Source organism: Viridibacillus sp. d25.2 (assembly GCF_055456015.2).
In genome coordinates this window covers 513,274-535,370 of sequence record NZ_CM196652.1, presented here as the reverse complement: position 1 = coordinate 535,370, position 22,097 = coordinate 513,274, and the positions used below count along the sequence as shown (strand labels likewise).

The following is a 22,097-nucleotide window of genomic DNA, read 5'->3' as shown; positions in this document are numbered from 1 at the left end:
GGGGATGAAATTTATTTATTTTGCAAAGCATGCTACAATTCCTTACAAACTCTTATGACAAAACTATAGTATGAAAGAAGCAAATTATGTATCTTTTGTTTCATCCTGATTCCACTAAATAATTTTTTATTATTCCAATGATTCTCTTTACTTAAATTCGTCTTTAAACTATAGTAAAATGTTAGAAAAGTACTTAAGAATGGAAAGAAACGAGGTATGGATTTATGGATCCACGATCTATCGAGGAATTGATACAAATTATTAAGGAATTTTTCCCTGATAACACTTCAATCGTTATTTCAGATACTGAAGAATACTTATATTATCAGCCAAGTAAAAAAGTTGATTTAAAAATCAAACCGGGTGATCTAATCCCTGAAGGTTCAGCAACACACCAAGCTCTTCGTTACGGACAAAAAATCAATTCATTTATCGAACCTGAAGTATTCGGCGTTCCTTACTATGGAATGAGTATTCCGTTAATGGAAGAAGGGGAAACCAAAGGGGCTATTACAGCTATTTTCCCACAAAAGCCATCTCCTTTCCTTACAAACTACATTACGATTAAAATCGATGACTGTTGGTACCCTGTCAAACATAAAGAAGTTATCTATTTAGAAACTCAACTTCGCAAAACTTTTGTGAAAACAATGTATAAAGAAGGCTATCATCGTTTGAATTTAAGTGATTTAGAGCTTTTCTTATCTCCGGACTCTTTCATCCGTTGCCATCGTTCATACATTGTTAATATCGATTATATTGAAGAAATTCAACCGGATTCTCATTCAACCTTCTTATTGATTATGAAGGACGGAACAAGAATTCCTGTCAGTCAACGTTACGCAAGCTATTTCCGTCGTTCACTGGGATTCTAAGTAAACATAAGAAAAAGCTGTCTTTTAAGACAGCTTTTTCTCGTTTACGCGTTTTTTTTCTCTTTCGAACTAGTTTTAAGCCTTTTCATGCTTTTTTCGAGCAAATGTGACAATTCGGTGATAATATAAAAATAGGTATAATCTTCATACAAGGCTAATTTATAAGAATTTTGTGTAATAATGATAGAAAAGTATTCATCAAGCAGAGAGGATGATAGTAATGACAGTAAAAATCGAAGAAAGACTTCGTCATGCAGAACTTGCGAAAAAGGTAATTACAGCTGAGGAGGCTGCATCTTTAATTCAAGATGGTATGGCACTTGGTCTAAGTGGCTTCACACGCTCAGGGGATGCGAAAGCAGTACCAATGGCTTTAGTAGAGCGCTCTAAAAACGAGAAGTTCAAAGTCGATGTATATACAGGTGCATCTCTAGGTTCTGATATCGATACGATCATGTCTGATGCAGGCATTATTGGCAAACGCGTACCTTTCCAATCTGATAGCGCAATGCGTGGTCACATTAACAATGGCGACATGTACTATATCGACCAACATTTATCTATTACTGCTGAATACTTACGCCAAGGAGCTATGAAAGGCGTAGACGTAGCTATTATCGAAGCAGTAGCAATCACTGAAGACGGCATGTTAATTCCAACAACTTCTGTTGGTAACTCACCAATCTTCATTAAAACTGCCGATAAAGTTATTATCGAGTTAAACCTTGCTTCTTACCCAGCTCTTGAAGGTATGCATGATATCTATGTTCCAGATAACCAAGGTGAACGTGGTCCAATTCCATTGTTAAACGCTTCTGATCGTATTGGTACTATCGGTATTCCTTTAGATTTAGATAAAGTTGCTGGTATTGTCATTACAAATCAAGAAGACTCTGAATCTGCAATCGTTCCACCAGATGCTGAAACAGATCAAATCGCTTCTCATTTACTTGGTTTCTTACGTAACGAGATCAAAGAGGGACGTTTAACGGAAGAACTTGCTCCAATGCAATCTGGTGTTGGTTCAGTTGCAAATGCTGTACTTCACGGTATGTTAGATTCTGAATTCAAAGATTTAGAAGTTTACTCTGAAGTTTTACAAGATGCTGTATTCGACTTAATCGATGCTGGTAAAGTTAAATTTGCTAGTGGTTGCTCTACAACACTTTCTCAAGAGAAAATGGAATCTGTTTATTACAATTTAGAAAAATACAAAGACAAAGTATTATTACGTCCACAGGAAATCTCTAACCACCCAGAACTAATCCGTCGTATGGGCTTAATCGCTATTAATACTGCACTTGAGCTTGATATCTACGGAAACGTAAACTCAACTCACGTAAGCGGTACTAAAATGATGAATGGTATCGGTGGATCAGGAGACTTTACACGTAATTCTCGTGTATCTATCTTCGTTACTAAATCATACGCTAAAGGCGGCAAAATCTCTTCAGTAGTACCATTTGTATCTCACGTTGACCATACAGAGCATGACGTAGATGTAATTGTAACTGAACAAGGTTATGCTGATTTACGTGGACTTGCTCCTCGTGAACGTGCTGCACTAATTATCGAACACTGTGCTCACCCTAAATTCAAAGGTGCTTTAAATGCATATGTAGAAGAAGCTAATGCACGTGGTGGACAAACTCCACACGTATTAGAAAAAGCTTTTGAGTTCCATACAAACCTTGCTAAATACGGTCAAATGCTAACTCCAGAGCCTGAAGAAGTAAAATAACTCAGTTCTAAATAGCTTAATTATAAGAGGTTGTTCAAATCTTTGATATTTCAAAGATTTGGGCTCCTCTTTTTTGTATTCGTTAATAAAAAAATAGAGCTAACTGTAGATTTACTACAATTAGCTTTTACTTTATTATTATTTTTTATCTTCTGCAGGCTGTTCTGGATCATCAAATGAATTATCTTGTCCATCATCCTGAACTTCAGCGTTGTAATATCGAACACTTGTTAGCGCACCTTCATCTACCATTCTAGAATCACCCTCATCATAAGGGTTTGGGTGCCCTGCTTCAGTTAAATCAGAACAATTGTGTTTTTGCGCTTCAATAAATGAATTAACTTTAACCTTCGTATTATTAAATGCAACTACAGCTTTATCACGGTTTTCTTTTTTGCGGAAGTATGCATATGCACCTGCTGCGATACCTGCGATTACTAAAGATTTACCTTTTGCCATTGAACATCATTCCTTCCAATATTTTGTTCCATCATACTATGTTATTTACCTTATTTCCAAATAACTAAACATGACATTTAATTTCACTTTGTAAAAATACTATTTTTTTCGCTTGAACACCATATCAATATGAGGTAAACATTCCATAATATATTCCTCAGAAACAGCTTCAAATCCAAAAGCACCATAGAATTTTTGCAAATAGGCTTGAGCTTCTATAAAAATATCTGCTTCAGGCCAATTACGTTCTAAAATCACCATTACTCTTTTAATAAGTTCTTGTGCTAGTCCTGTTCCTCTGGCTTCTGGTAAAACGATTACACGGCCAAATGAAGCCTTTTCGAATTTTTCACCTGAAGGGACAACACGTGCATAAGCAATTAGTTTTCCATCTTGCTCATACGTTACATGTATACAATTTTGATCATGGTCATCCAGATCTGCATAGTAAGCCTTCTGCTCAACTACAAATACATTTATGCGTAATTGTAGTATGCGATAAAGCTCTGTCGTTGTTAACTCTTCAAATGTCCGTTCTTTCCATGCCATTATCTATCACTCCTTAGTATTCATTATTTCACATTTTCTATACCTTTTCGACTTAATTACTGCTAAGCAAATAAAAAAATCGGACAATTTTGAAATATATTCACTAATAGTTCACAAGGAACTTTTTCGCCTTAGGTATAGAACAACAAATTCATTTATGCGGAAACGATTAATAGTTTCTGCCATGGCTTTTTCTTCGATGCCGTTAATTTCCGTTCCGGCGGACGCTTTCCTGGGGACGAACCTTGAGCCTCCTCGTCGCTAACGCTCCTGCGGGGTCTCAAGATGTTCGTTAGTTCCCCAAGGAGTCGCCGCCTGCACTCCAATCAACTAGTTTTATCGTTTTTCTAGGCTTAGAGAAAAAGCGCTATAAAATTGAAGAAAAGAAGAATAGTGAGTAGAAAAATCCGCATGGCTACAATACGGCAAAATCGGCGGGTTTATTTGGTCTAAAAATCCAAGAAGCTTCAACAATATTTGCGGTGAATTTGAAACGTATCTTAAAGCTATTAAATGAATAATAAGGGGAATACAAAAAAACACCGGCACTTTCTGTTCAAAATCAAACAAAAAGTGCCGGTGTTTACTATTGAAGAACATTACATTTTAAAAACATAAGTTTTACAGTACCCTCAGTTTTTTACTCAGAGCTCTTTTGTTTTATTCGTTTACATAAAAAGTATCTATTTCTTCAACTTTTGGCTTCCTTACAAAGCTCATGATCGCTGCAATATAAAATAAAATTGCAGTTACCGAGATAATTCCAGCGAATACCCCTGCTAATATAAAGAAGGTACCTGCTACATTTTGTTTATCACTTTTTCTAATATATACAACACCTAAAATGCCAAGTGCAAGTGATACTACTAATAATGCAACACCAAACCATCCAAATGCATTTATATAAGTTGGCATATTATCGATAAAAGCAGTTAGCGCTTCTATCTCACCAGAACTTAAAGTTGGATCATTCTGCACATCTGACAATACCTCATCTGTGAATGTTGAATCATTCGCAAATGTTGAGATACCGATTATCATTACTGTAAGTAAAATAATTACAAGTACGTTAATAACAGAACCTATAATACCTAAAGCCATTTCTCCCGTTCTCTTCATCTAATCACCTCTAATTTATCATTTCTATTTACTTTACGTACAACCTTTAATTTGGTTTCACTTTTATTAAAAACAGCCCACTAAATATTTAGTGAGCTGCTTCGTTAAACCTACTGTTCAATTGTATGAAAGTAATTATACTTTAATGTCATCATATGCATTTGATTTTTCAAAAGCGGCTACTACATACGTGCAAACAGCTTCAATCTTGAAATCTTTTTCTCTAGCATAATCAGCTGCACGATCTAATAGTTTTTTTGCAACACCTTGTCCACGTAATTTTTCGGATACAAATGTATGGTCAACAACCATAATATCCCCTAATTTTGTCCAACTAATTTCCGCTAATAATTCATCTTTTTCTTTGTACTCAAAAGCGAATTCTTCGTTGCCACGATTATTTAATTGAAATTCCATATTACACACCCCTTTTTTAATTTAGTGTAGCACAATTTATTCTGACAGTGTTAATGGTCGCAATTTCGCTTCAATTTTATCACGTTGAGGCTCTAAGAATGGTGGTAATGCTAATTGTTCTCCTAAAGTTTCAAGTGGTTCATCCGATGTAAAACCTGGTTCATCTGTTGCTAGTTCGAATAATAACCGTTTGGTTCACGGAAATAAATTGACCGGAAATAAAAGCGATCTACTTTTCCTGAAGTATGGAAACCCTGTTGTCGCAGGTGCTTTTCCCAAAGATTATACTCTTCAAAAGTATTTACTCGGAATGCGACATGGTGCACGCTTCCTCTACCTGGGCGTTCTTTAGGAAGGTCTGGACGTTCTTCTATGTGCACTTCAGCTCCAGCGCCACCTTCACCTGTTGTATAAACAATGATATCTGGCATATTGGGTATTGCCGAAGGATATGTTCCCGCTTTTTCAAATCCCAAAACTTTCGACAATACAGTTTCAGTAGGAGCTGCTAAATGGACGGTTAATGTTATAGGACCTAATCCAACTATCCCATATTCTATTGGTATATCCGTTTTTGTCCATGCTTCTCCGTAAGGCACCCCTTCTCCATCATCTACAACAAGCATTAAACGTGAGCCTTCAAAATCACGAAATGTTAGTGTTTGGCGTCCGAAGCGCTCCATAACCTCATCATGCTCTATTTCTAATTTTTTAAAGCGATTTTTCCAATATTGTAGTGCTTCATTAGATTTTATTCGGAAAGCTGTGTTGTTAATACTTGAAACTCCCGGGTAGGTTCGACCAGCTATGGGAATATCAAAAAACGTCATATCTGATCCAGGTGTACCAACTGCATCCGCGTAAAATAGATGATACGAAGATGTATTGTCTTGATTCACAGTTTTTTTCACAAGACGCATTCCTAAAATTTTCGTAAAAAAATGATGGTTTTTTTCTGCATTAGCTGTAATTGCTGAAACGTGATGGATTCCTGCTAAATGTAATGACATATTAAACGCCTCCTAAAAACAACTTTACATATCTCGAATTCGAGATAATTTATTAAACATATAATATCACTCTAATATTTCTATTGCAATTACAATGCTCAAAAGCTTTTTCACAATAGAAAAGACTACTCCATACCTATAGTGTGGAGTAGTCTCTTAAATGGTATTTTAAGCTATTAGCTAAAAAGGCCGCTAATACCGTCCGCTATTTTTTGGAAAAAGTTTTTAACACTTGCCCAAAAGCCAGAATCGCTTTTAATATCTTCTGAAATGCTACCTAGTTTATCTTTTAACGTACTACTTAAGTCTTCTAATTGACTGCCCCATTTACTAAAATCGATATCTAATTTACTGATTTTATTCATTAAATCAATTAACAGTTGGCGGTCTTTATCGCTCAAATTAATCTCTAATTTGCTAAGTTGTTCGTTTACAATTTTTTCAACGTCTTCTTTTGTTGCAGGTTTTTGTTCTGCAATTTGCTTTTTGATTTCCGTTAATAGTTGACTTACTTTTTCATCGTCAACGCCTGCTTTTTGTGCTAAATCTGTTGCGACAGAAAGTTCTTCATTCGCTACATCAGTACGTTCTGTGTCTAGCTTTTCACCAGTTGTTACTTCATATGCTTTATAAATACCTACAAGTGCAGAGTGTCCTGTAACTGCTTTAGGAGCTGCTACTTCTACTACAGCGTCCTCAATACCAGCTGTTAACATAGCATTTGCATACATATCTGATGTTACTTGTGTAATATTTTGTGGTGTTACAATATTAATGACTAATCCTGCTCCAGCATCTTTACGCGTAATCTTCGCTGAAGAATACATACGAGAACGTGCATCACCATCTGAGATATACTTTACTAAATCCGCACCTGTTACTGTAACCTCTTCTACTTCTGCTTCACTTGCTACATTTAAACTTTTCTTCACGCTTTCTTTTTCTGTATCTGATAAATTGCCACCGTAAACAACGATTGGCACACCTAATTTTTCGTTAATACCTTTTGTTGCTGAAGTATCAGTTGTGCTTGCAAAGCTAATCGAGGGTGCTACAACTGAAGTTGCTAAAAACATTGCCGTTAAGACGGCTAAAAATTTCTTTTTCATTTCTATTTCCTCCTTCATTTAAAAGTGTTTCATATACGTTAGTATAGTAGACTATTTCATAAAGTTGCATTCTTAAGCAACGAATAGTATGACTTCCATCAAACTGATTGTATTAAGGAAAACTAACCAAATAACTAAATCAAAAAAATTTGTTGATAACAATTGCTACATACTATGATTTTACTTATTTTCTCACCACTATGTATTATTACGAAAAAAAGGAGCAAAAAGTTTCTGAAAGTATGGAAACTTTCTACTTTTGCTCCATCAATTTTATTCTTTAATTTCAGTCCAACCATCTACTTGTGTTATTCGTCCGGCTTTCATTAATGTTCCTAAAGCGCGTTTAAACGAAGCCTTACTCATATGGAACATCTCTTTGATTTCATCAGGAGACGATTTATCTCCGAAAGGCATTTTGCCGCCAATTTCTTGTAAGTAAGCAAAGATTTTCTCAGCGTCATCCGATAGACGTTCGTATTTACGTGGTAACATTGAAGCGTTAATCGTACCGTCTTCTTTCACTTCAATTACACGTACTGAGATATCTGCACCAAGGCGAGGCTCTGCATTACGTTCTGATTCATGTACAAAGATACGATAAGGTGTATCTACACCAATTAGGAATGTTCCAACTGGTAGTAAACGGTATGGACGAGCGATGATATTTTGGTTGAAAAGTTCAGGTTCTGCATCTTCATACATTTCCAATACTTTTTCCTCTGTAGCAAGGCGTCCGAATAAACCTCCATCACGGTCTGTACGCAGCGTGATAAATAAATGGTTGCCAGGCTCTGGCCATAGTGGTTTAAGCTTTGGTAAATCCTCCGCTGGTACTAATACCTCTCTCGAAGTACCGATATCAACATAAGCACCGTCACGATCTTTCACATGTAATACGCGTGCCCAGCCGTATTCGTCTTTATTAATATGAGGTATAGCTGTTGTAGCGGATAGATTTCCTCTACGGTCAGCAAATAAAAACACCTCAATTTTACTATTCAGTTCTAAAGGCTCCGTTACTTCCGAAATATTAAGTGGAATATCAACAAAATCATTGGTTAGAATATACTTTGATTCTTGTTTTTCTTTCACAAATAATTTAACGATATCGCCTGATTGTAATTCTGCCATACATCTAGCTCCCTTCATATGACATATCATTCACTTTGTTGAGTTTTTAACTCCTCAAGCTTTTGAATAAATGTAGGATTTTCTTCCATCACTTGTATAAGATCTGCTATGCGGTCTATAGAATTCCAACTCAAATGATGCTCAATTCCTTCAACATCATTGTAAATTCGTTCTTCATCTACACCAATTAGTCTTAAAAAATTCTCTAGTAGATCATGTCGTTCTACTAAACGCTTGCCTAGTTTGGAGCCTTTAGGGGTCAACATGAGGCCTCTATAACGTTCGTACACTAAGTAACCATCTTTATCAAGCTTCTGAACCATTTTGGTAACAGAGGAAGGAAGAACTGACAATGCTTCAGCGATATCCGATACGCGTGCATAACCCTTTTGATCAATTAATAAGTATATTTGTTCGATGTGGTCTTCCATACTCGGTGTCGGCATCTCATGTCCCTCTCTTTCCATATCCTACTGTATAGTTTACTACAAGCACTAATAAAACGTAACCTAAAACAGTAAATGAGCGTACCTATTACAGGGAATAGTTCTTTAATGTGTCGATTTCTGACTGACGATGTGAATCGCATGTATGATTTGTTTATTAATTTTCTCGATGCTCTCGGGTGTCTTTAAAACAGTGTAGGCTCTTTCACGAGCTTCTTTTGTTGTCACAAAATGATTATCTAAATGATTTAACGTAATAGCACAAATATCTAATTCACATTTTTGGCAGCGACAAAATGTTGGATAGTCAGGACCATGAATAGCGAAAGTCACAAGTCCTCGCACGATTTCCTCAGTTACGTTCAACAATTTCACTTCTTTGGTAACTGTCGAGGTTTTCATTTGTTCCGTCATAATCTCTCTCCTTCAAGTACTTCCGACAATTCCCTTATGTTTAAGTTTTTCGAAAAAGGGAATTATTTATACATAACAACAAAAGGGGTGTGCCTAATGGGGAAACTGCTATGGTGGATTGTCTGTATTTTAATCGTATTCTGGTTACTTGGCTTACTTTTTAAAATCGGTGGCGGTCTCATCCACATTATTTTAGTCATTGCAGGTATTATATTCTTCGTTCAATTACTGGCAGGAAAAAAATCATTATAACATTCGAATGCCAATGCGTAAACGCATTGGCATTCGATTTTTTCATTGTGTTTTGGCATATATACAAGTATCTCTCAATACTTTTCCGTTAGCAGAAAGTGAATCATTTTTAAGGATTCCCTCTAATTCATATTGCGCACGTTCAGCAACAGCTCTACTACGAATATTCTCAACATCGCAACGAATTTCTATACGTGCTGCATATAACTCTTCAAAAGCAAATTGTGTAATACGTTCAACTGCCTCTGTCATATAGCCTTTACCTTCATGACGTGCATCTAACCAATAGCCAATTTCAAACTTTGGAATATCCCAATCGATTTTGTGTAAACCAGAGCTGCCTATAAATTCTCCTGTCCCCTTTAAAAATATATGCAATCTCAAGTCTTTTCTCGCCAAAAAATCTGCAATAGCTTGTCGAATATTCTCTCTTGTCTCTTCAGATTTAGGTAATGTCTGAGCCCACGGCATGTATTGTTTTAATGACGTTGCTGATTCAACAATCGAATCCCAAACTGCTTCAGCATCTTCCATTAGCGGCATACGTATAATCAATCTTTCAGAATTAAACGTATTAGGGAAATCCCAGTTTTTTTGAAAACGAACTTCCTCTTTTACTTTCTCATCGTCCCAACTAACAGGCGTTGTTTTTCCTTCTAAAAAATCTTCACGGGTGATGCCATATGTGACAGCATCATAGTATGCATACTCTTTTGGTACGAACCAAGCTTGTCTTAAATGTGCCTCTTTTAAGAAGCCAGCACGCTCAAAGGTTTTGCGCATCGGGAAGTTATCCTGTCGTGTATGCCCTTCAAGACGAATCTTCTTCTCAGGCAAACTGAATACATAATTTGAGACCAGCCTTAATGCAGCAGTGCCATGCCCTAACCCACGCCATTTTTCCGCAATACGTAGATCAAAAAGAGGTATTTCATCTTGCAGATCATAAATCTTCACCAAACCTACCTTTTCGCCTTCATCGCTTTCTAACCAGAAAGTCTTCACCTCTTCTGACTCGTAGCCACCCTCATCAATCGCCTTTTCGACTAGTTCACGACCTGGATGAGAATTGACGTGATATGGCCACGTATTCATCGTCATAAAATGTATTAACTGTTCCTGTTCTTCCATTGTCCACTCTATTAGTTTCACATTACTCGACCTCCGATTACACAATACAGTTATTTCTGCATGCGCATTAAACGTAACGAATTTAATACTACTAGTAGGGTTGCACCCATATCTGCAAAGATAGCAATCCAGAGTGTCAACCATCCTGGAATAATTAGAAGTAACGCTATCAATTTTAGCCCTAATGCAAACATAATATTTTCTTTAACAATTCGCAACGTTTTTCGACTAAGTCTTATCGTATATGGCAATTTTTCTAGGTCATCTGCCATTAATGCAACATCCGCTGTCTCTAATGCTGTATCCGTACCAGCACCACCCATCGCAATGCCAACTGTTGCATTCGCTAAAGCAGGTGCATCGTTTATACCATCCCCAACCATGGCAACCGAACCATACTGCGACTGTAGTTCTTTCATAGCCTGTAATTTATCTTCTGGTAATAACCCAGCACGTATATCTGTTAACTGAAGTTCCTGCGCTATAGCTCGAGCTGTTGGCTCAGCATCACCAGTTAGCATAACCGTATGTGCAATACCATTGTCACGAAGTTTTTGAATGACACTTACACTATTACTTCGAACTTTATCTGCAATCGCTATAGAACCAAGGAAAGTTTCTCCTGACATAGCGGCAATAACAGATTTTCCTTCTTTTTGAAAGTTGCTAATAGTAGATTGCATAGCTTTAGGTATACTTACTGTCTCTTGAATCCATGTTATACTCCCTACGGAAATACGAGCACCATCTATTTCAGCATATGCACCCTTACCTGTCACCGATTGAAATTGTTCAGCAATAGCTGGTAGTACCTTATTTTTTTTTGCATATTGTAAAATTGCACGAGCTAATGGATGCTGAGATGACTGTTCCACTGCAGCTACTAAACGAATCAAAGTTTCTTCCGTAATATAATCTGCTACTAATACATTTGTTACTTCAGGAACGCCATTTGTTAATGTACCTGTTTTATCAAATGCAATTGCTTTTATACGCCCAAGTTGTTCTAGATGAACTCCACCTTTAATGAGAACTCCTTGTCTTGCTGCGTTTCCAATTGCTGTAACAATTGCCACTGGGGTTGAAATAACAAGTGCACATGGGCAGCCGACTACTAATACTGCCAATCCTTGATATATCCAGTGATTCCAATCGCCCAAAAATAGTGGCGTTATAAATGACACTAATATAGCTATTAAAATAATTAGTGGTGTGTAATATTTTGCAAACTGATCTACAAATTTTTGGGCAGGAGCTTTTTCTGCCTGGGCTTCTTCTACTAAATGAATGATTTTCGCAATCGTTGTATCTTTTACATGTTTCGTAACTAAGATTTCCAACGCGCCCTCTTCATTCAATGTTCCAGCAAATACTTCGTCCCCCATTTCTTTCCTTACTGGAATTGACTCACCCGTAATTGGAGCTTGATTTACACTTGAAATACCGCTTTGCACTTTACCGTCCATAGCAATCTTTTGCCCCGGTTTTACAATTAATATATCACCAATTAGAATATCCTCTGTTGCAAGTTCTACTAATTGATCTCCTCTACGTACCATTGCATTTGCTGGTGCAATATCCATCAAACTACTAATTGACTGTCTTGCCTTATTCATCGAATAAGCTTCTAACGCTTCGCTAACAGCAAATAAAAAGACGACAACTGCCCCTTCTTGCCATTCACCTATTATTGCTGCTCCAATAATGGCAATCGTCATTAGCGTTTTCATATCAAATTCTAATCGAAGTAAATTTTTAAATCCTGTTTTGAAAATATCATATCCGCCAATGACTATGGCTAATAAAAACAGAGTTATCGCTGGTAAATAATCATCACCTTTAAACGATGCCACTAGATAACCTGCTAAAACGAATATTAAAGAAATGGCCGCTAAAATATTTTCTTTCTTCTTAAAAAATGGGGTATTCTTTTCAATCCTTCTATCATCTGCATGTTTAACCTTTATGCCATCAAAGGCACCTGCTTCTTCAAGTTGTTCAATTGATGCTTCTCCTATAACTGTGAGCTTTGCTGCTCCAAAATTTATTTGCACTTCATCTACTGTAGAGATATTTTGAATGTTCTTTTCAAATTTCTTTGCACAACTCGCACAAGATAAATTCTGCAATCTATACTCTTGCTGCTCAGTTTGCTTCAATGCAATCCCCTTCTTTCAAATGTTCATAGGCAATTTTCACAAGTTGTTCAACATGATTATCTGCAAGTTCATAATAAATGAGTTTCCCCTTACGATGCGATTTTGCTAAAGCATTATCGCGTAAATACCTTAAATGATGCGATGCTGTTGCCGTTGATGAACCTATAATCGCTGCTACATCACAGACACATAATGCTTTTTCAATTGTTAATGCATATAAAATCTTTAAGCGCGTTTCATCTGAAAATGCTTTAAAGAATTGAGCTAACTTTTGCAATTCGGGAATTTGACTTTGTACTCGCTCTACCGATTCTTCATGTACTTTAGTTACTTCACACATTTCTTTTTGCATTCTGCACCTCCTCATTCAAACATTCATTTGATTGTTAATATCAGTATACATTTTTTACATATTTTATTCAAATGGTTGTTTGATTGTTCAGGACAATTTTCTCCATTGTTTATATTTTGAATTTTCAATATAATTAATCAAAAAGATAATTAGGAGAGATTAGTTATGAATAAAGGGAGATGGAATGCTATAACAGACGTCCCAAATGTACGAGTTGGGCATGTAACATTACACAAAAAGTTAGATGAAGAAGACACAATTTGTACGGGTGTAACAGCGATCTTATCCCATAACCAAAATCCATTTGAACAAAAAGTACCTGCTGCAAGCTTTGTATTGAACGGCTTTGGTAAAACAGCCGGTCTTATACAAATAGAAGAATTAGGGGTACTAGAATCGCCTATTATGCTAACAAACACATTTAGTGTCGGAGCAGTTTTAGAAGGTACTTTGCAGCATATGTTGCAAGAAAATCCGGCAATTGGAGATTCTACTAGCTCACTTAATATTGTTGTTGGTGAATGTAACGATAGTCATTTAAATAGCATGCGTTTAATGGCTGTTAGACCCGAGCACGCACAAAATGCAATCCAAAATGCTGGTGGTGGACCTGTTCAACAAGGAGCAGTGGGCGCTGGTAAAGGTATGATTTGTTACGGCGTCAAAGGAGGAATTGGTTCCTCTTCTAGAATTGTGGATAGCGGAGATCAATCTTATACAGTTGGAGTATTATCTTTAACGAACTTTGGCAATGCCCATGAATGCAAATTTGCGAACTGGCAACAAAAACAAATCGACAAGCCAGATGGTTCAGTCATTATCGTTGTCGCTACCGATGCTCCAGTTGATGCACGTCAACTAAAGCGCTTGGCTAAACGCGCTTCCATTGGCTTAGGTAGAACAGGAACACATATCCATAATGGTAGTGGTGATATTATTATCAGCTTTTCAAATGCCTATACAATTCCACACACTTCAAATTCCTTAACTGCAGAATATTCAATATTACGTGATGATACAGACGTAATGAATAACCTTTTTCAAGCGGTTATAGAAGCGACTGAAGAATCTATATACCAGTCCTTACTACATGCTGAAACGACAACTGGACGGAAAGGTCGCATGATTAGCAAAGGGCAATTATAAGAAAAAAAAGAAGCCTGGCATTATTGCCAAGCTTCCTTTTTGCATTAGGCTAATATTTGCCAACCTAGCGTTACTAAAACAAGACCTACAAATAATGTGAGTACCGGATACAATAACACCGCACGATAATCACGTTCTTCTATTAATTTTACAACGTCAAAAGCAAATGTAGAAAATGTAGTGAATCCTCCTAAAAAGCCAATTGTGAAAATTGAGGTAATCGTCGCTTGCTCCGCCCCTAAATGTAAAGCCATCCCTATCAATAGTGAACCAACACTATTTACAAGAAATGTAGAGATAAAAAAGGGTTGTTCCTTTCGCTTCATCCACTCTATCACACCATAACGGGCTACGGCACCGAGGCCACCACCTACAGCAACTAAAAGCCAGGTCATAATCGTTCACCTGCTTTTACTTTCGGTACTGTGCATAAGTAACCAAAAGAAGCTAACGCAACACATACACCTGTCATCATAATTGCGTATACTATGGCTAATAACGCACTAGTCTGCATAAGTGCAAGCCAACTAGCAGAAAAAGTGGAGAATGTCGTAAATGCGCCTAACATACCTGTTGTTAAAAAAAGTCGTAATGAATTGGCTGGTTTATAGCGAACAAATAGCCCGTTTAATACTCCTAATATAGCACTCCCTATTCCATTAACAACCCACAACATCCATTCTGACGGTACTGTTATTGTTACACCATAGCGAAGCATTGCTCCTATCATACCGCCAATAGCGACCGATATTATTTCTACCATTTACAAAACACCTTCTATAGTTATTGAGCCTTTAATAATAATTTCTTACCATTGGGCACATCACCTGTAATAATGGTTTCATGATACTTACCATTCGCCCAATCGTCAACTTGATCGTTATACCACTCAGACTTCATATGTCCACTTTGTCCAGGTCCAACAATATGGTACCCCTTCGATAAGTCACTTAAATCTGCAACAAAGCGCCATGATGCACCATGATTTACATTACCTTTCCCATCATTTGCCGCTGCTTGTACGGTAAATTTAGAGCCTCCGATAGGTACTGGCTTTGGATTTAGTAATTTCGCCAGAATTGGTGAAGCAGCTGATAACGGATGGTTAAATGTTAACTGATGATAATCTCCCCATTGCCATTTCTCAGCATTTTTTCCGTATTTATCTTCAATATCTTTTATAGTCTTTTTAAAGGAATTGTACATGAGCTGGTCAATGCCACCTGCTTTGGTCACCCATGCACCTTGTTTTCCTGCAAAGGCTTGGCGCATAATTTCATCCGTAATATTATATTTTCCAGGCATCATTGCATACACATCTTCTGGTAAATTATCTTCAAACAATTCCTTCTGAACATTAACTATCCACAAGTTGAAAACTAGGGGGGCACCAGATTCTTTTGAATCGACTTGATCCCAGTCCTCCATCATTTTCAAAATGTCCTTATATTCATTTCTACTATCCGATCGTTTTACAGAGCCTAGCATATCCTTCAAAAACTCACCTGCGTATAAGTCCTTCTGATCCATTTGCAAGTTTTGCATATCTTTTACTGTCAGCTTGTTATTGCTCGCTAGCACTTCATATATTCGTTCATAACGATATGGCTGTGCCCAGAAGTCCGTAATATGATATGGATATTCTTCACCGACTACTTCATTATTTGCTGTCGCTATAAAGCCTTTATCAGGATTTACGACTTTTGGCAATTTGTCGTAATCGATGTAACCTTTCCAGCCATACTCCTTTGAATCCCCCGGCACCGGTAGCTGACCGTCTCCTTTTTTACGAATTGGAATACGACCATTTGCTTTATAAGCAATCGTCCCGTCCTCTGAAGCAAAAACAAAATTTTGGGCAGGTGCTTGGAAATCTTCTAAAGCTGTTTCAAACTGCTCCCAATTTTCTGCACGGTTAATATTTAGTATCGCTTGTAATTCCAATGTTGGTTCTAAAGCAGTCCATTGCATAGAAAATACCGCAGTCGGCTTTTCTTTATTAAATGCTAAATCTGAAATAATCGGACCATGTCTCGTTTCTACCACTTCAAAGTCTACAGTTTCTCCACCTTTGATTTTAATGGGTTCATCTCGTACTGTAGCCTTCTCCCACTTACCTTCATATTTATATTCAGTTGCATTACTTGGATTTGGTGTTTCGATATATAAATCCTGCACATCAGGGCTTACATTCGTTACACCCCACGCTACTTTTTCGTTATGCCCTAAAATAATTCCAGGTACTCCTGCAAAAATAACTCCACTCACATTCTGCGTAGGGCTCTCCAAATGCATTTGATACCAAATAGATGGCGTACTTAAACCTAAATGTGGATCATCCGCTAGTAAAGGCTTTCCTGACTCTGTTTTACTGCCCGATACAACCCAGTTATTACTGCCATTAAATTCATGCGGTAATAGCGACGCATCGAATTGTCCTGCAACCTTTACAGGCGTTTTTTTATTTGCTGCAATAATCGATTTCGCATTGTCTGGATACTTAATGATTAGCTCTTTTGCCTCTTCATCTGGTAAATTGTTTAATGCCCAGTGCCTAAACGCTAACATATCCCAATTTCCACCTAAATCATAGGCCATATATTTACCGATCGTTAATGAATCAACTGGTGTCCAAGGCTCAGGTTCATAGCCAAGCAAACGAAATTCATACGATAATTTACCCTCTTTCTTTGCTTGTTCCATAAATGCGTTTACACCTTCAGCATACCAAGCTAAAACTTGCTTAGCCTCTTGTGAATAGCCCGCTTCAGACTTTTCAGCAGCTGAGCGCAAACTAAATGTACGGAAGAATTTATCCGTATCTACTGCAGATTCACCAACGACCTCTGCCAGTCTACCGCTTGCCTGTCTTCTCGCTAAATCCATTTGGAATAGTCGATCCTGAGCTTGAACAAAACCTTGCGCTCGATATAAATCTGCATCTGTTTTAGCTGTGAGATGCGGAACGCCTTTGTCATCACGTACAACTTTCACATTTTCATCCAATACTGCTACTTGCATTTCACCATCTATTTTCGGTTTAGATTTACCTATGTAACCGTTAACAAAAATAAGTGCTCCACATGCAATAAGTATTAACCCCCCTATAGTCCAGCTCAGCCATTTCCATAATCGACCGCGCTTTTTCTCATTGGCCATAATTTCGCCCCCCTTGCTCCTACTATATTCGGCTCCCGAAGAATTTTTTCCTTTTATATAAAATAAAAAAACCCCGCTTTTTCGACAAAAAGTGGGGTTTCTCTATTAAAACAAATCATTTTAATGTTAATACTATTGGACAATGGTCACTTCCTAGAATATTAGCATGTACTTCTGCACCTTCAATTTCACCTTGTAAACAATCTGAAACGATGAAGTAATCAATCCGCCATCCAATATTCCGTTCTCTTACTTTATTCATATAAGACCACCATGTATAAGTATCGGTTTGTGTTGGAAATAAGTAACGATAGGTGTCTGTAAATCCAGAACCTAACAACGTTGTCATTCTGCCACGCTCTTCTGCTGTAAAACCTGAATTACCGATATTCGACTTAGCATTTTTTATATCTATTTCTTCATGTGCAACATTCAAATCACCACAGTAAATAACAGGCTTTACTTGGTCTAAGGATAATAAGTAAGCTCTCAGCTCATCCTCCCATTCAATTCGATAATCGAGACGCGCTAAGTCACGTTTTGAATTTGGTGTATACACATTTACTAAATAGAAATTTTCATATTCTAATGTAATGATACGGCCCTCTTCTTGCGTCGATTGGTCACCTACACCATATTTAACGGACAATGGTGTATGTTTTGTAAATATAGCTGTTCCAGAATAACCTTTGCGCTCTGCGTAATTCCAATATTGTTCATAGCCTGGTAAATCTAATTCAACTTGTCCAGCTTGGCATTTTGACTCTTGAATACTGAAAAAATCTGCATCTATTTCATTAAAATATTCTAAAAAACCCTTTTTCAAGCATGCTCGAATTCCATTGACATTCCAAGATATAAATTTCATAGTATACTCCCTTTTAAATATAAATACGCCTTCCGCATGAAATACGAAAGGCGTTCTCTGTAGTTTTTAGTTTCATAAAGGTTGCACTAATTAGTTTTTAGAAGGTTCTTCTCCAACAATTTTCACTTCTAATTCTAACTCAATATCAAATTTTTCTTTAACAGTGGCTTGCACCATTTTAATTGTGTTGATGTAATCGGTAGCTGTAGCGCCACCTTTATTTACGATAAAGCCAGCATGTTTTGTAGAAACCTCTGCACCACCTACACCTTTACCTTGCAGCTCGCTGTCTTGAATCAATTTACCAGCAAAGTAACCTGGAGGGCGTTTGAAAACACTTCCTGCTGAAGGGTATTCAAGCGGTTGTTTCGATTCACGTAAAAATGTTAACTCAGCAATTTTCGCATCAATTTCTTGTTGATTACCTTGTTGTAATTCAAACTCAGAAGATAATACGTAGTAACCTTTTTTAGAGATGATACTTTTACGATAGCTTAGATCAAGTTGTTCTTTGTTTAGAACTAATTTTTCGCCAGTTGGTGTTAGTACCGTTGAATGTAAAATAACGTCGTTTATTTCCCCGCCGTATGCGCCTGCATTCATAGCCATTGCGCCACCAATAGATCCTGGAATACCACATGAGAATTCTAGACCTGTTAAAGTTGCCTCTGCCGCTGCTATTGATACGTCTTTAATCAATGCACCTGCTTGTGCATAAACAGTTGTACCTTCAATACGGATGTCGTCCAATTTCGAAAAGTTCAGGACAATCCCTCTAACTCCTCCATCACGTACAACCATATTTGAGCCATTCCCTAATAGCAAAATTGGGATGTTGTTGTTATTTGCATATTTTACAATTGCTATTGCTTCTTCTTCAGTAGAAGGCATGACAAAAACATCCGCGCTACCGCCTAGCTTTGTCATCGTGTATTGATCTAGTGGTTCATCTATTTTAACGTTTTCAGGATTTACTATAGTAGATAATTTTGCTGCCCATTGTTGTTTCATTATTGAAAGACCTTTCCTTTCTAAACTTCTATTCCTTCATAGTATGAATAGACAACTGCATTTTTACAAGTGATATTCACTTAAAGCCATTTTTTAGACCAATTTTCAATCTCACTGATTGCCGCTTTTAAACCTTGGCCTTTTTCTGTCAAAGTATATTCTACGCGAACTGGTACTTCAGTATACACATGGCGTTCAACAAGACCTTCTTTTTCAAGCTCTTTTAGACGCTCAGATAATAGTCGCCCGCTAATTGGCATCGATGATTCAATTTCATTAAAGCGCTGCGGTCCATCTAATAATTGATATAAGATCAAGCCCATCCAGCGTTTACCTATCAAATCCATAGATTTTGCTAAACGAGGGCATAATGCTGATTCTTTCATTTTTTTCACCTCTATATATGTTATTGTAGCGGGATTATTTTAAAAAGTAAACTTAGGGTAACTTATTTACTTGACGTAACTAATTTATTATTTTATAGTTAGTTACGAAAAGTAAGTATATAAAAATTAATTACGAGGAGGAACTTCTTTGTCTTTCAAATTAGATCCCAAAATGACATTAGGATATGTACATTTACGTGTACAATCTCTCGAAAAACAGAAAGCATTTTATCAAACGTTAGGGTTCCATATTATTCAGGAAACAGCGACCGAAGTTACATTTGGTGCTGGTAGTACCGAACCAATTCTTATATTAACTACATCTCAGGATGTTGTTCCTAGACCAACACGTACTACAGGTCTTTTTCACTTCGCTATATTAGTACCAAGCAGAGAGGATTTAGCTCATGTTATCAAAAATTTATTGGAAGTTGGTGCCCCAATTTCTGGAGCAAGTGACCACCTTTACTCTGAAGCATTCTATCTAAGTGATCCAGAAGGCAATGGTATTGAAATATACCGCGATTTACCAAGAAGTGAGTGGACGATTGAACCAAACGGTCAAGTGAAAGCAGCAACTGAACCAATTGATTTCCAGGGAATTATGGCTTTGTACAATCCAGAGCGTCCATGGGCGGGATTCCCTGAAGGTACAATTTTAGGGCATATGCATTTAAATGTTACTAACTTAAATGACTCCACAAGCCACTTCTATTTAAAAGCGCTAGGCTTAGACTTAATGACCAACTTTATGGATTCGGCATTCTTTATGTCTGCTGGTGGTTACCATCACCATATTGCAACAAATATTTGGCAAGGTGTGGGCGCCCCACTTCCACCGAAAAATGCTACTGGATTAATGGGTTACTCTCTTAAGCTGTCTTCAAAAGATGAATTAAACAAACTGAAAGAAAGCTTGCAAACTTACAATGTTTCATTCTCTGAAATTGAGGGGAAAATAATTATAAAGGATTTAAATAATAGTGACATGATTTTCTATACACAAGCATAAAATTCATGTATAACATAACTGCAAATTATCTCAAATTCAAAACTCTTGATTTCGAGACAAAATTATATTATGATAGATATACTAAATAACAAACATTTTTTAGGAGGATTTTAAAATGACAAAATATAATGTAGACCAAGCTCACTCAAATTTAGGTTTCCAAGTTAAGCATATGATGATTTCAAAAGTTAAAGGTAACTTTGGTTCTTTCACTGCAGATATCGATGCTAATCCGGAAGATTTAACGGGTGCTTCAATTAAATTTGAAATTGATGTAGCAAGTGTAAACTCGAACAATGAAGATCGTGATAACCACCTAAAATCAGCTGAGTTCTTTGATGCTGAACAGTTCCCTAAAATGACTTTTGTAGCAACAAACATTAAATCTAATGGTGGTGGCGAGTACGAAATTACTGGCGACTTCACAATTAAAGATGTAACAAAATCTGTAACTTTTGAAGCTGAATATGGTGGTAAAGGTACTAACCCATGGGGACAAGAAGTTGTAGGTTTTGAAGCTGAAACTAAAATTAACCGTAAAGACTTCGGTTTAACTTGGAATGCAGCACTTGAAACTGGCGGCGTACTAGTTGGCGATGATATCAAAATTAATATCGAACTTGAAGCTAACCCTGCTTAAGTCAGTAAAAGACTTATGTTTAGCTTAACCATCCTAACCAGTCACATTTCTGTGACTGGTTTTTTGTTATAAAATCACTCAAAGCAAATGTAGAAACATGGAAAGATACTCGGAAATGATTTAAATAAATCGAACGAGCTTTTACAGCAATGTCGGAACACTCTGAACTGTTGCTGTGATGATAACAAATAAAACATCTGCAAATAATACGATTTCGCCCGGAGGTAGTTCCTGGTGGTCTAAGATTACTAAAATTAGAGAAGAAGAAACCATGACGGAAACAAAGAAAGCTACATAGGAGAATAGTGAATGTTGATAAAATTCTAGTTTGAATTTGCTAAACCAAAGACAAATATTGATGAGTATAAAAACTGAATGGAAAATTAAAAGTTGAAAAATTTTCATACTTATTAATTCTTCTAGTAGTGTCCAGTAAAAAATTTGGGCTATACAAACAATAATGATATTTGTAAAAGCTACTACAATGGATGAATGTTTATTTGTTTGATGCATAATCCTCCCCTTTTTTCGGATTTTCTTGATTTACCATTACAGTTTGGCGAACACCCATTTTTTTAAAAATGAGGGTGTTAATGAGAGTTGGATGGTCCTTTATATAGTGTCTATCCTATTGGTATATCAACGAATCATTCCTTTAAAGTTGCTCACCCAACTTTTAAAAACATTTAAACAGTGAATTTGAAACTA

General features: G+C 36.8%; 24 protein-coding genes and 2 pseudogenes. 7 read left to right on the top strand and 19 right to left on the bottom strand.

Translation table 11 applies throughout. The features are described from left to right. Positions 1 to 224: 224 nt before the first annotated feature. Entirely contained in the window at positions 225 to 875 is a 651-nt protein-coding gene (locus ACZLO7_RS02710) for a LytTR family DNA-binding domain-containing protein (protein WP_464939056.1), read from the top strand. A 220-nt stretch (positions 876 to 1,095) separates the two neighbouring features. After that, positions 1,096 to 2,616 (top strand): succinyl-CoA:acetate CoA-transferase ScpC, encoded by a 1,521-nt coding sequence (gene scpC / locus ACZLO7_RS02705; RefSeq protein WP_464939055.1) that lies wholly within the window; start codon positions 1,096 to 1,098, stop codon positions 2,614 to 2,616. A 138-nt stretch (positions 2,617 to 2,754) separates the two neighbouring features. On the opposite strand, the gene ACZLO7_RS02700 is transcribed toward scpC, so the two are convergent. Together ACZLO7_RS02700 and ACZLO7_RS02695 are read right to left on the bottom strand one after the other, a co-directional pair. Further along, a complete protein-coding gene (locus ACZLO7_RS02700; protein ID WP_464939054.1) occupies positions 2,755 to 3,075 on the bottom strand; it encodes a YbyB family protein in 321 nt (106 codons plus the stop codon). A 99-nt stretch (positions 3,076 to 3,174) separates the two neighbouring features. Then, positions 3,175 to 3,624 (bottom strand): GNAT family N-acetyltransferase, encoded by a 450-nt coding sequence (locus ACZLO7_RS02695; protein ID WP_464939053.1) that lies wholly within the window; start codon positions 3,622 to 3,624, stop codon positions 3,175 to 3,177. Positions 3,625 to 3,968: 344 nt separating this feature from the next. On the opposite strand from ACZLO7_RS02695, the pseudogene ACZLO7_RS02690 reads away from it, so the two are divergent. Further along, positions 3,969 to 4,145, top strand: a pseudogene (locus ACZLO7_RS02690) (IS5/IS1182 family transposase); the annotation flags it as partial. Between the two features lie 139 nt (positions 4,146 to 4,284). Here ACZLO7_RS02690 and ACZLO7_RS02685 read toward each other — a convergent pair. The 7 genes and pseudogenes from ACZLO7_RS02685 to ACZLO7_RS02655 all read right to left on the bottom strand — a co-directional run bounded on the left by ACZLO7_RS02685 (position 4,285) and on the right by ACZLO7_RS02655 (position 9,273). Then, positions 4,285 to 4,743, bottom strand: coding sequence for a DUF4064 domain-containing protein (locus ACZLO7_RS02685; protein WP_464939052.1), 459 nt, complete (start codon positions 4,741 to 4,743; stop codon positions 4,285 to 4,287). A gap of 135 nt (positions 4,744 to 4,878) precedes the next feature. Continuing rightward, the gene (locus ACZLO7_RS02680; protein ID WP_464939051.1) at positions 4,879 to 5,160 is read right to left on the bottom strand and encodes a GNAT family N-acetyltransferase; all 282 of its coding nucleotides are present in this window, start codon (positions 5,158 to 5,160) and stop codon (positions 4,879 to 4,881) included. A gap of 36 nt (positions 5,161 to 5,196) precedes the next feature. Continuing rightward, a pseudogene (locus tag ACZLO7_RS02675) lies at positions 5,197 to 6,170 on the bottom strand (ring-cleaving dioxygenase). A gap of 176 nt (positions 6,171 to 6,346) precedes the next feature. Continuing rightward, positions 6,347 to 7,279 (bottom strand): DUF1002 domain-containing protein, encoded by a 933-nt coding sequence (locus ACZLO7_RS02670; RefSeq protein WP_464939050.1) that lies wholly within the window; start codon positions 7,277 to 7,279, stop codon positions 6,347 to 6,349. A 273-nt stretch (positions 7,280 to 7,552) separates the two neighbouring features. Further along, complete coding sequence (locus ACZLO7_RS02665) at positions 7,553 to 8,413, bottom strand: CvfB family protein (protein WP_464939049.1); 861 nt, start codon at positions 8,411 to 8,413, stop codon at positions 7,553 to 7,555. A gap of 26 nt (positions 8,414 to 8,439) precedes the next feature. Then, positions 8,440 to 8,859 (bottom strand): transcriptional regulator MntR, encoded by a 420-nt coding sequence (gene mntR, locus ACZLO7_RS02660; protein ID WP_427749800.1) that lies wholly within the window; start codon positions 8,857 to 8,859, stop codon positions 8,440 to 8,442. A gap of 105 nt (positions 8,860 to 8,964) precedes the next feature. After that, positions 8,965 to 9,273 carry a late competence development ComFB family protein gene (locus ACZLO7_RS02655; RefSeq protein ID WP_464939048.1) on the bottom strand — a complete coding sequence of 103 codons (309 nt, stop codon included), beginning with the start codon at positions 9,271 to 9,273 and terminating at the stop codon, positions 8,965 to 8,967. 96 nt (positions 9,274 to 9,369) lie between these two features. Between ACZLO7_RS02655 and ACZLO7_RS02650 the strand changes: the two genes are divergently transcribed. Then, a complete protein-coding gene (locus ACZLO7_RS02650; protein WP_464939047.1) occupies positions 9,370 to 9,525 on the top strand; it encodes a lmo0937 family membrane protein in 156 nt (51 codons plus the stop codon). 42 nt (positions 9,526 to 9,567) lie between these two features. Here the strand turns inward: ACZLO7_RS02650 and ACZLO7_RS02645 are convergent, their stop codons facing one another. From ACZLO7_RS02645 to ACZLO7_RS02635, 3 genes are read right to left on the bottom strand one after another with little or no spacing between them, the layout of a single operon-like run. Next, positions 9,568 to 10,677 (bottom strand): GNAT family N-acetyltransferase, encoded by a 1,110-nt coding sequence (locus ACZLO7_RS02645; RefSeq protein ID WP_464939046.1) that lies wholly within the window; start codon positions 10,675 to 10,677, stop codon positions 9,568 to 9,570. Between the two features lie 29 nt (positions 10,678 to 10,706). Beyond that, positions 10,707 to 12,815 (bottom strand): heavy metal translocating P-type ATPase, encoded by a 2,109-nt coding sequence (locus ACZLO7_RS02640; protein ID WP_464939045.1) that lies wholly within the window; start codon positions 12,813 to 12,815, stop codon positions 10,707 to 10,709. Next, positions 12,802 to 13,167: an ArsR/SmtB family transcription factor gene (locus ACZLO7_RS02635; protein ID WP_464939044.1), complete on the bottom strand. Its 366-nt coding sequence runs from the start codon at positions 13,165 to 13,167 to the stop codon at positions 12,802 to 12,804. The genes ACZLO7_RS02640 and ACZLO7_RS02635 overlap by 14 nt, the downstream gene beginning before the upstream one ends. Positions 13,168 to 13,332: 165 nt before the next feature. On the opposite strand from ACZLO7_RS02635, the gene ACZLO7_RS02630 reads away from it, so the two are divergent. Next, a complete protein-coding gene (locus tag ACZLO7_RS02630; RefSeq protein WP_464939043.1) occupies positions 13,333 to 14,313 on the top strand; it encodes a DmpA family aminopeptidase in 981 nt (326 codons plus the stop codon). Between the two features lie 44 nt (positions 14,314 to 14,357). Here ACZLO7_RS02630 and crcB read toward each other — a convergent pair whose 3' ends face one another. From crcB to ACZLO7_RS02600, 6 genes are all read right to left on the bottom strand, one after another. Continuing rightward, positions 14,358 to 14,708: a fluoride efflux transporter CrcB gene (gene crcB / locus ACZLO7_RS02625; RefSeq protein WP_464939042.1), complete on the bottom strand. Its 351-nt coding sequence runs from the start codon at positions 14,706 to 14,708 to the stop codon at positions 14,358 to 14,360. Further along, positions 14,705 to 15,076, bottom strand: a complete 372-nt coding sequence (locus tag ACZLO7_RS02620; RefSeq protein ID WP_464939041.1) for a fluoride efflux transporter FluC — start codon at positions 15,074 to 15,076, stop codon at positions 14,705 to 14,707. The genes crcB and ACZLO7_RS02620 overlap by 4 nt, the downstream gene beginning before the upstream one ends. A 20-nt stretch (positions 15,077 to 15,096) precedes the next feature. Beyond that, complete coding sequence (locus tag ACZLO7_RS02615; RefSeq protein ID WP_464939040.1) at positions 15,097 to 17,472, bottom strand: penicillin acylase family protein; 2,376 nt, start codon at positions 17,470 to 17,472, stop codon at positions 15,097 to 15,099. A gap of 115 nt (positions 17,473 to 17,587) precedes the next feature. Continuing rightward, positions 17,588 to 18,340 (bottom strand): exodeoxyribonuclease III, encoded by a 753-nt coding sequence (locus ACZLO7_RS02610; RefSeq protein ID WP_464939039.1) that lies wholly within the window; start codon positions 18,338 to 18,340, stop codon positions 17,588 to 17,590. Between the two features lie 90 nt (positions 18,341 to 18,430). Then, positions 18,431 to 19,354, bottom strand: a complete 924-nt coding sequence (gene murB, locus ACZLO7_RS02605) for a UDP-N-acetylmuramate dehydrogenase (protein ID WP_464939091.1) — start codon at positions 19,352 to 19,354, stop codon at positions 18,431 to 18,433. 77 nt (positions 19,355 to 19,431) lie between these two features. Beyond that, complete coding sequence (locus ACZLO7_RS02600) at positions 19,432 to 19,737, bottom strand: winged helix-turn-helix transcriptional regulator (RefSeq protein ID WP_427749779.1); 306 nt, start codon at positions 19,735 to 19,737, stop codon at positions 19,432 to 19,434. Between the two features lie 148 nt (positions 19,738 to 19,885). Here ACZLO7_RS02600 and ACZLO7_RS02595 point away from each other — a divergent pair, with 148 nt between their 5' ends. Together ACZLO7_RS02595 and ACZLO7_RS02590 are read left to right on the top strand one after the other, a co-directional pair. Further along, complete coding sequence (locus ACZLO7_RS02595) at positions 19,886 to 20,749, top strand: VOC family protein (protein ID WP_464939038.1); 864 nt, start codon at positions 19,886 to 19,888, stop codon at positions 20,747 to 20,749. A gap of 115 nt (positions 20,750 to 20,864) precedes the next feature. Further along, positions 20,865 to 21,389: a YceI family protein gene (locus ACZLO7_RS02590; RefSeq protein ID WP_464939036.1), complete on the top strand. Its 525-nt coding sequence runs from the start codon at positions 20,865 to 20,867 to the stop codon at positions 21,387 to 21,389. A gap of 141 nt (positions 21,390 to 21,530) precedes the next feature. On the opposite strand, the gene ACZLO7_RS02585 is transcribed toward ACZLO7_RS02590, so the two are convergent. Further along, positions 21,531 to 21,902 (bottom strand): hypothetical protein, encoded by a 372-nt coding sequence (locus ACZLO7_RS02585; RefSeq protein ID WP_464939035.1) that lies wholly within the window; start codon positions 21,900 to 21,902, stop codon positions 21,531 to 21,533. Positions 21,903 to 22,097: the final 195 nt, after the last annotated feature.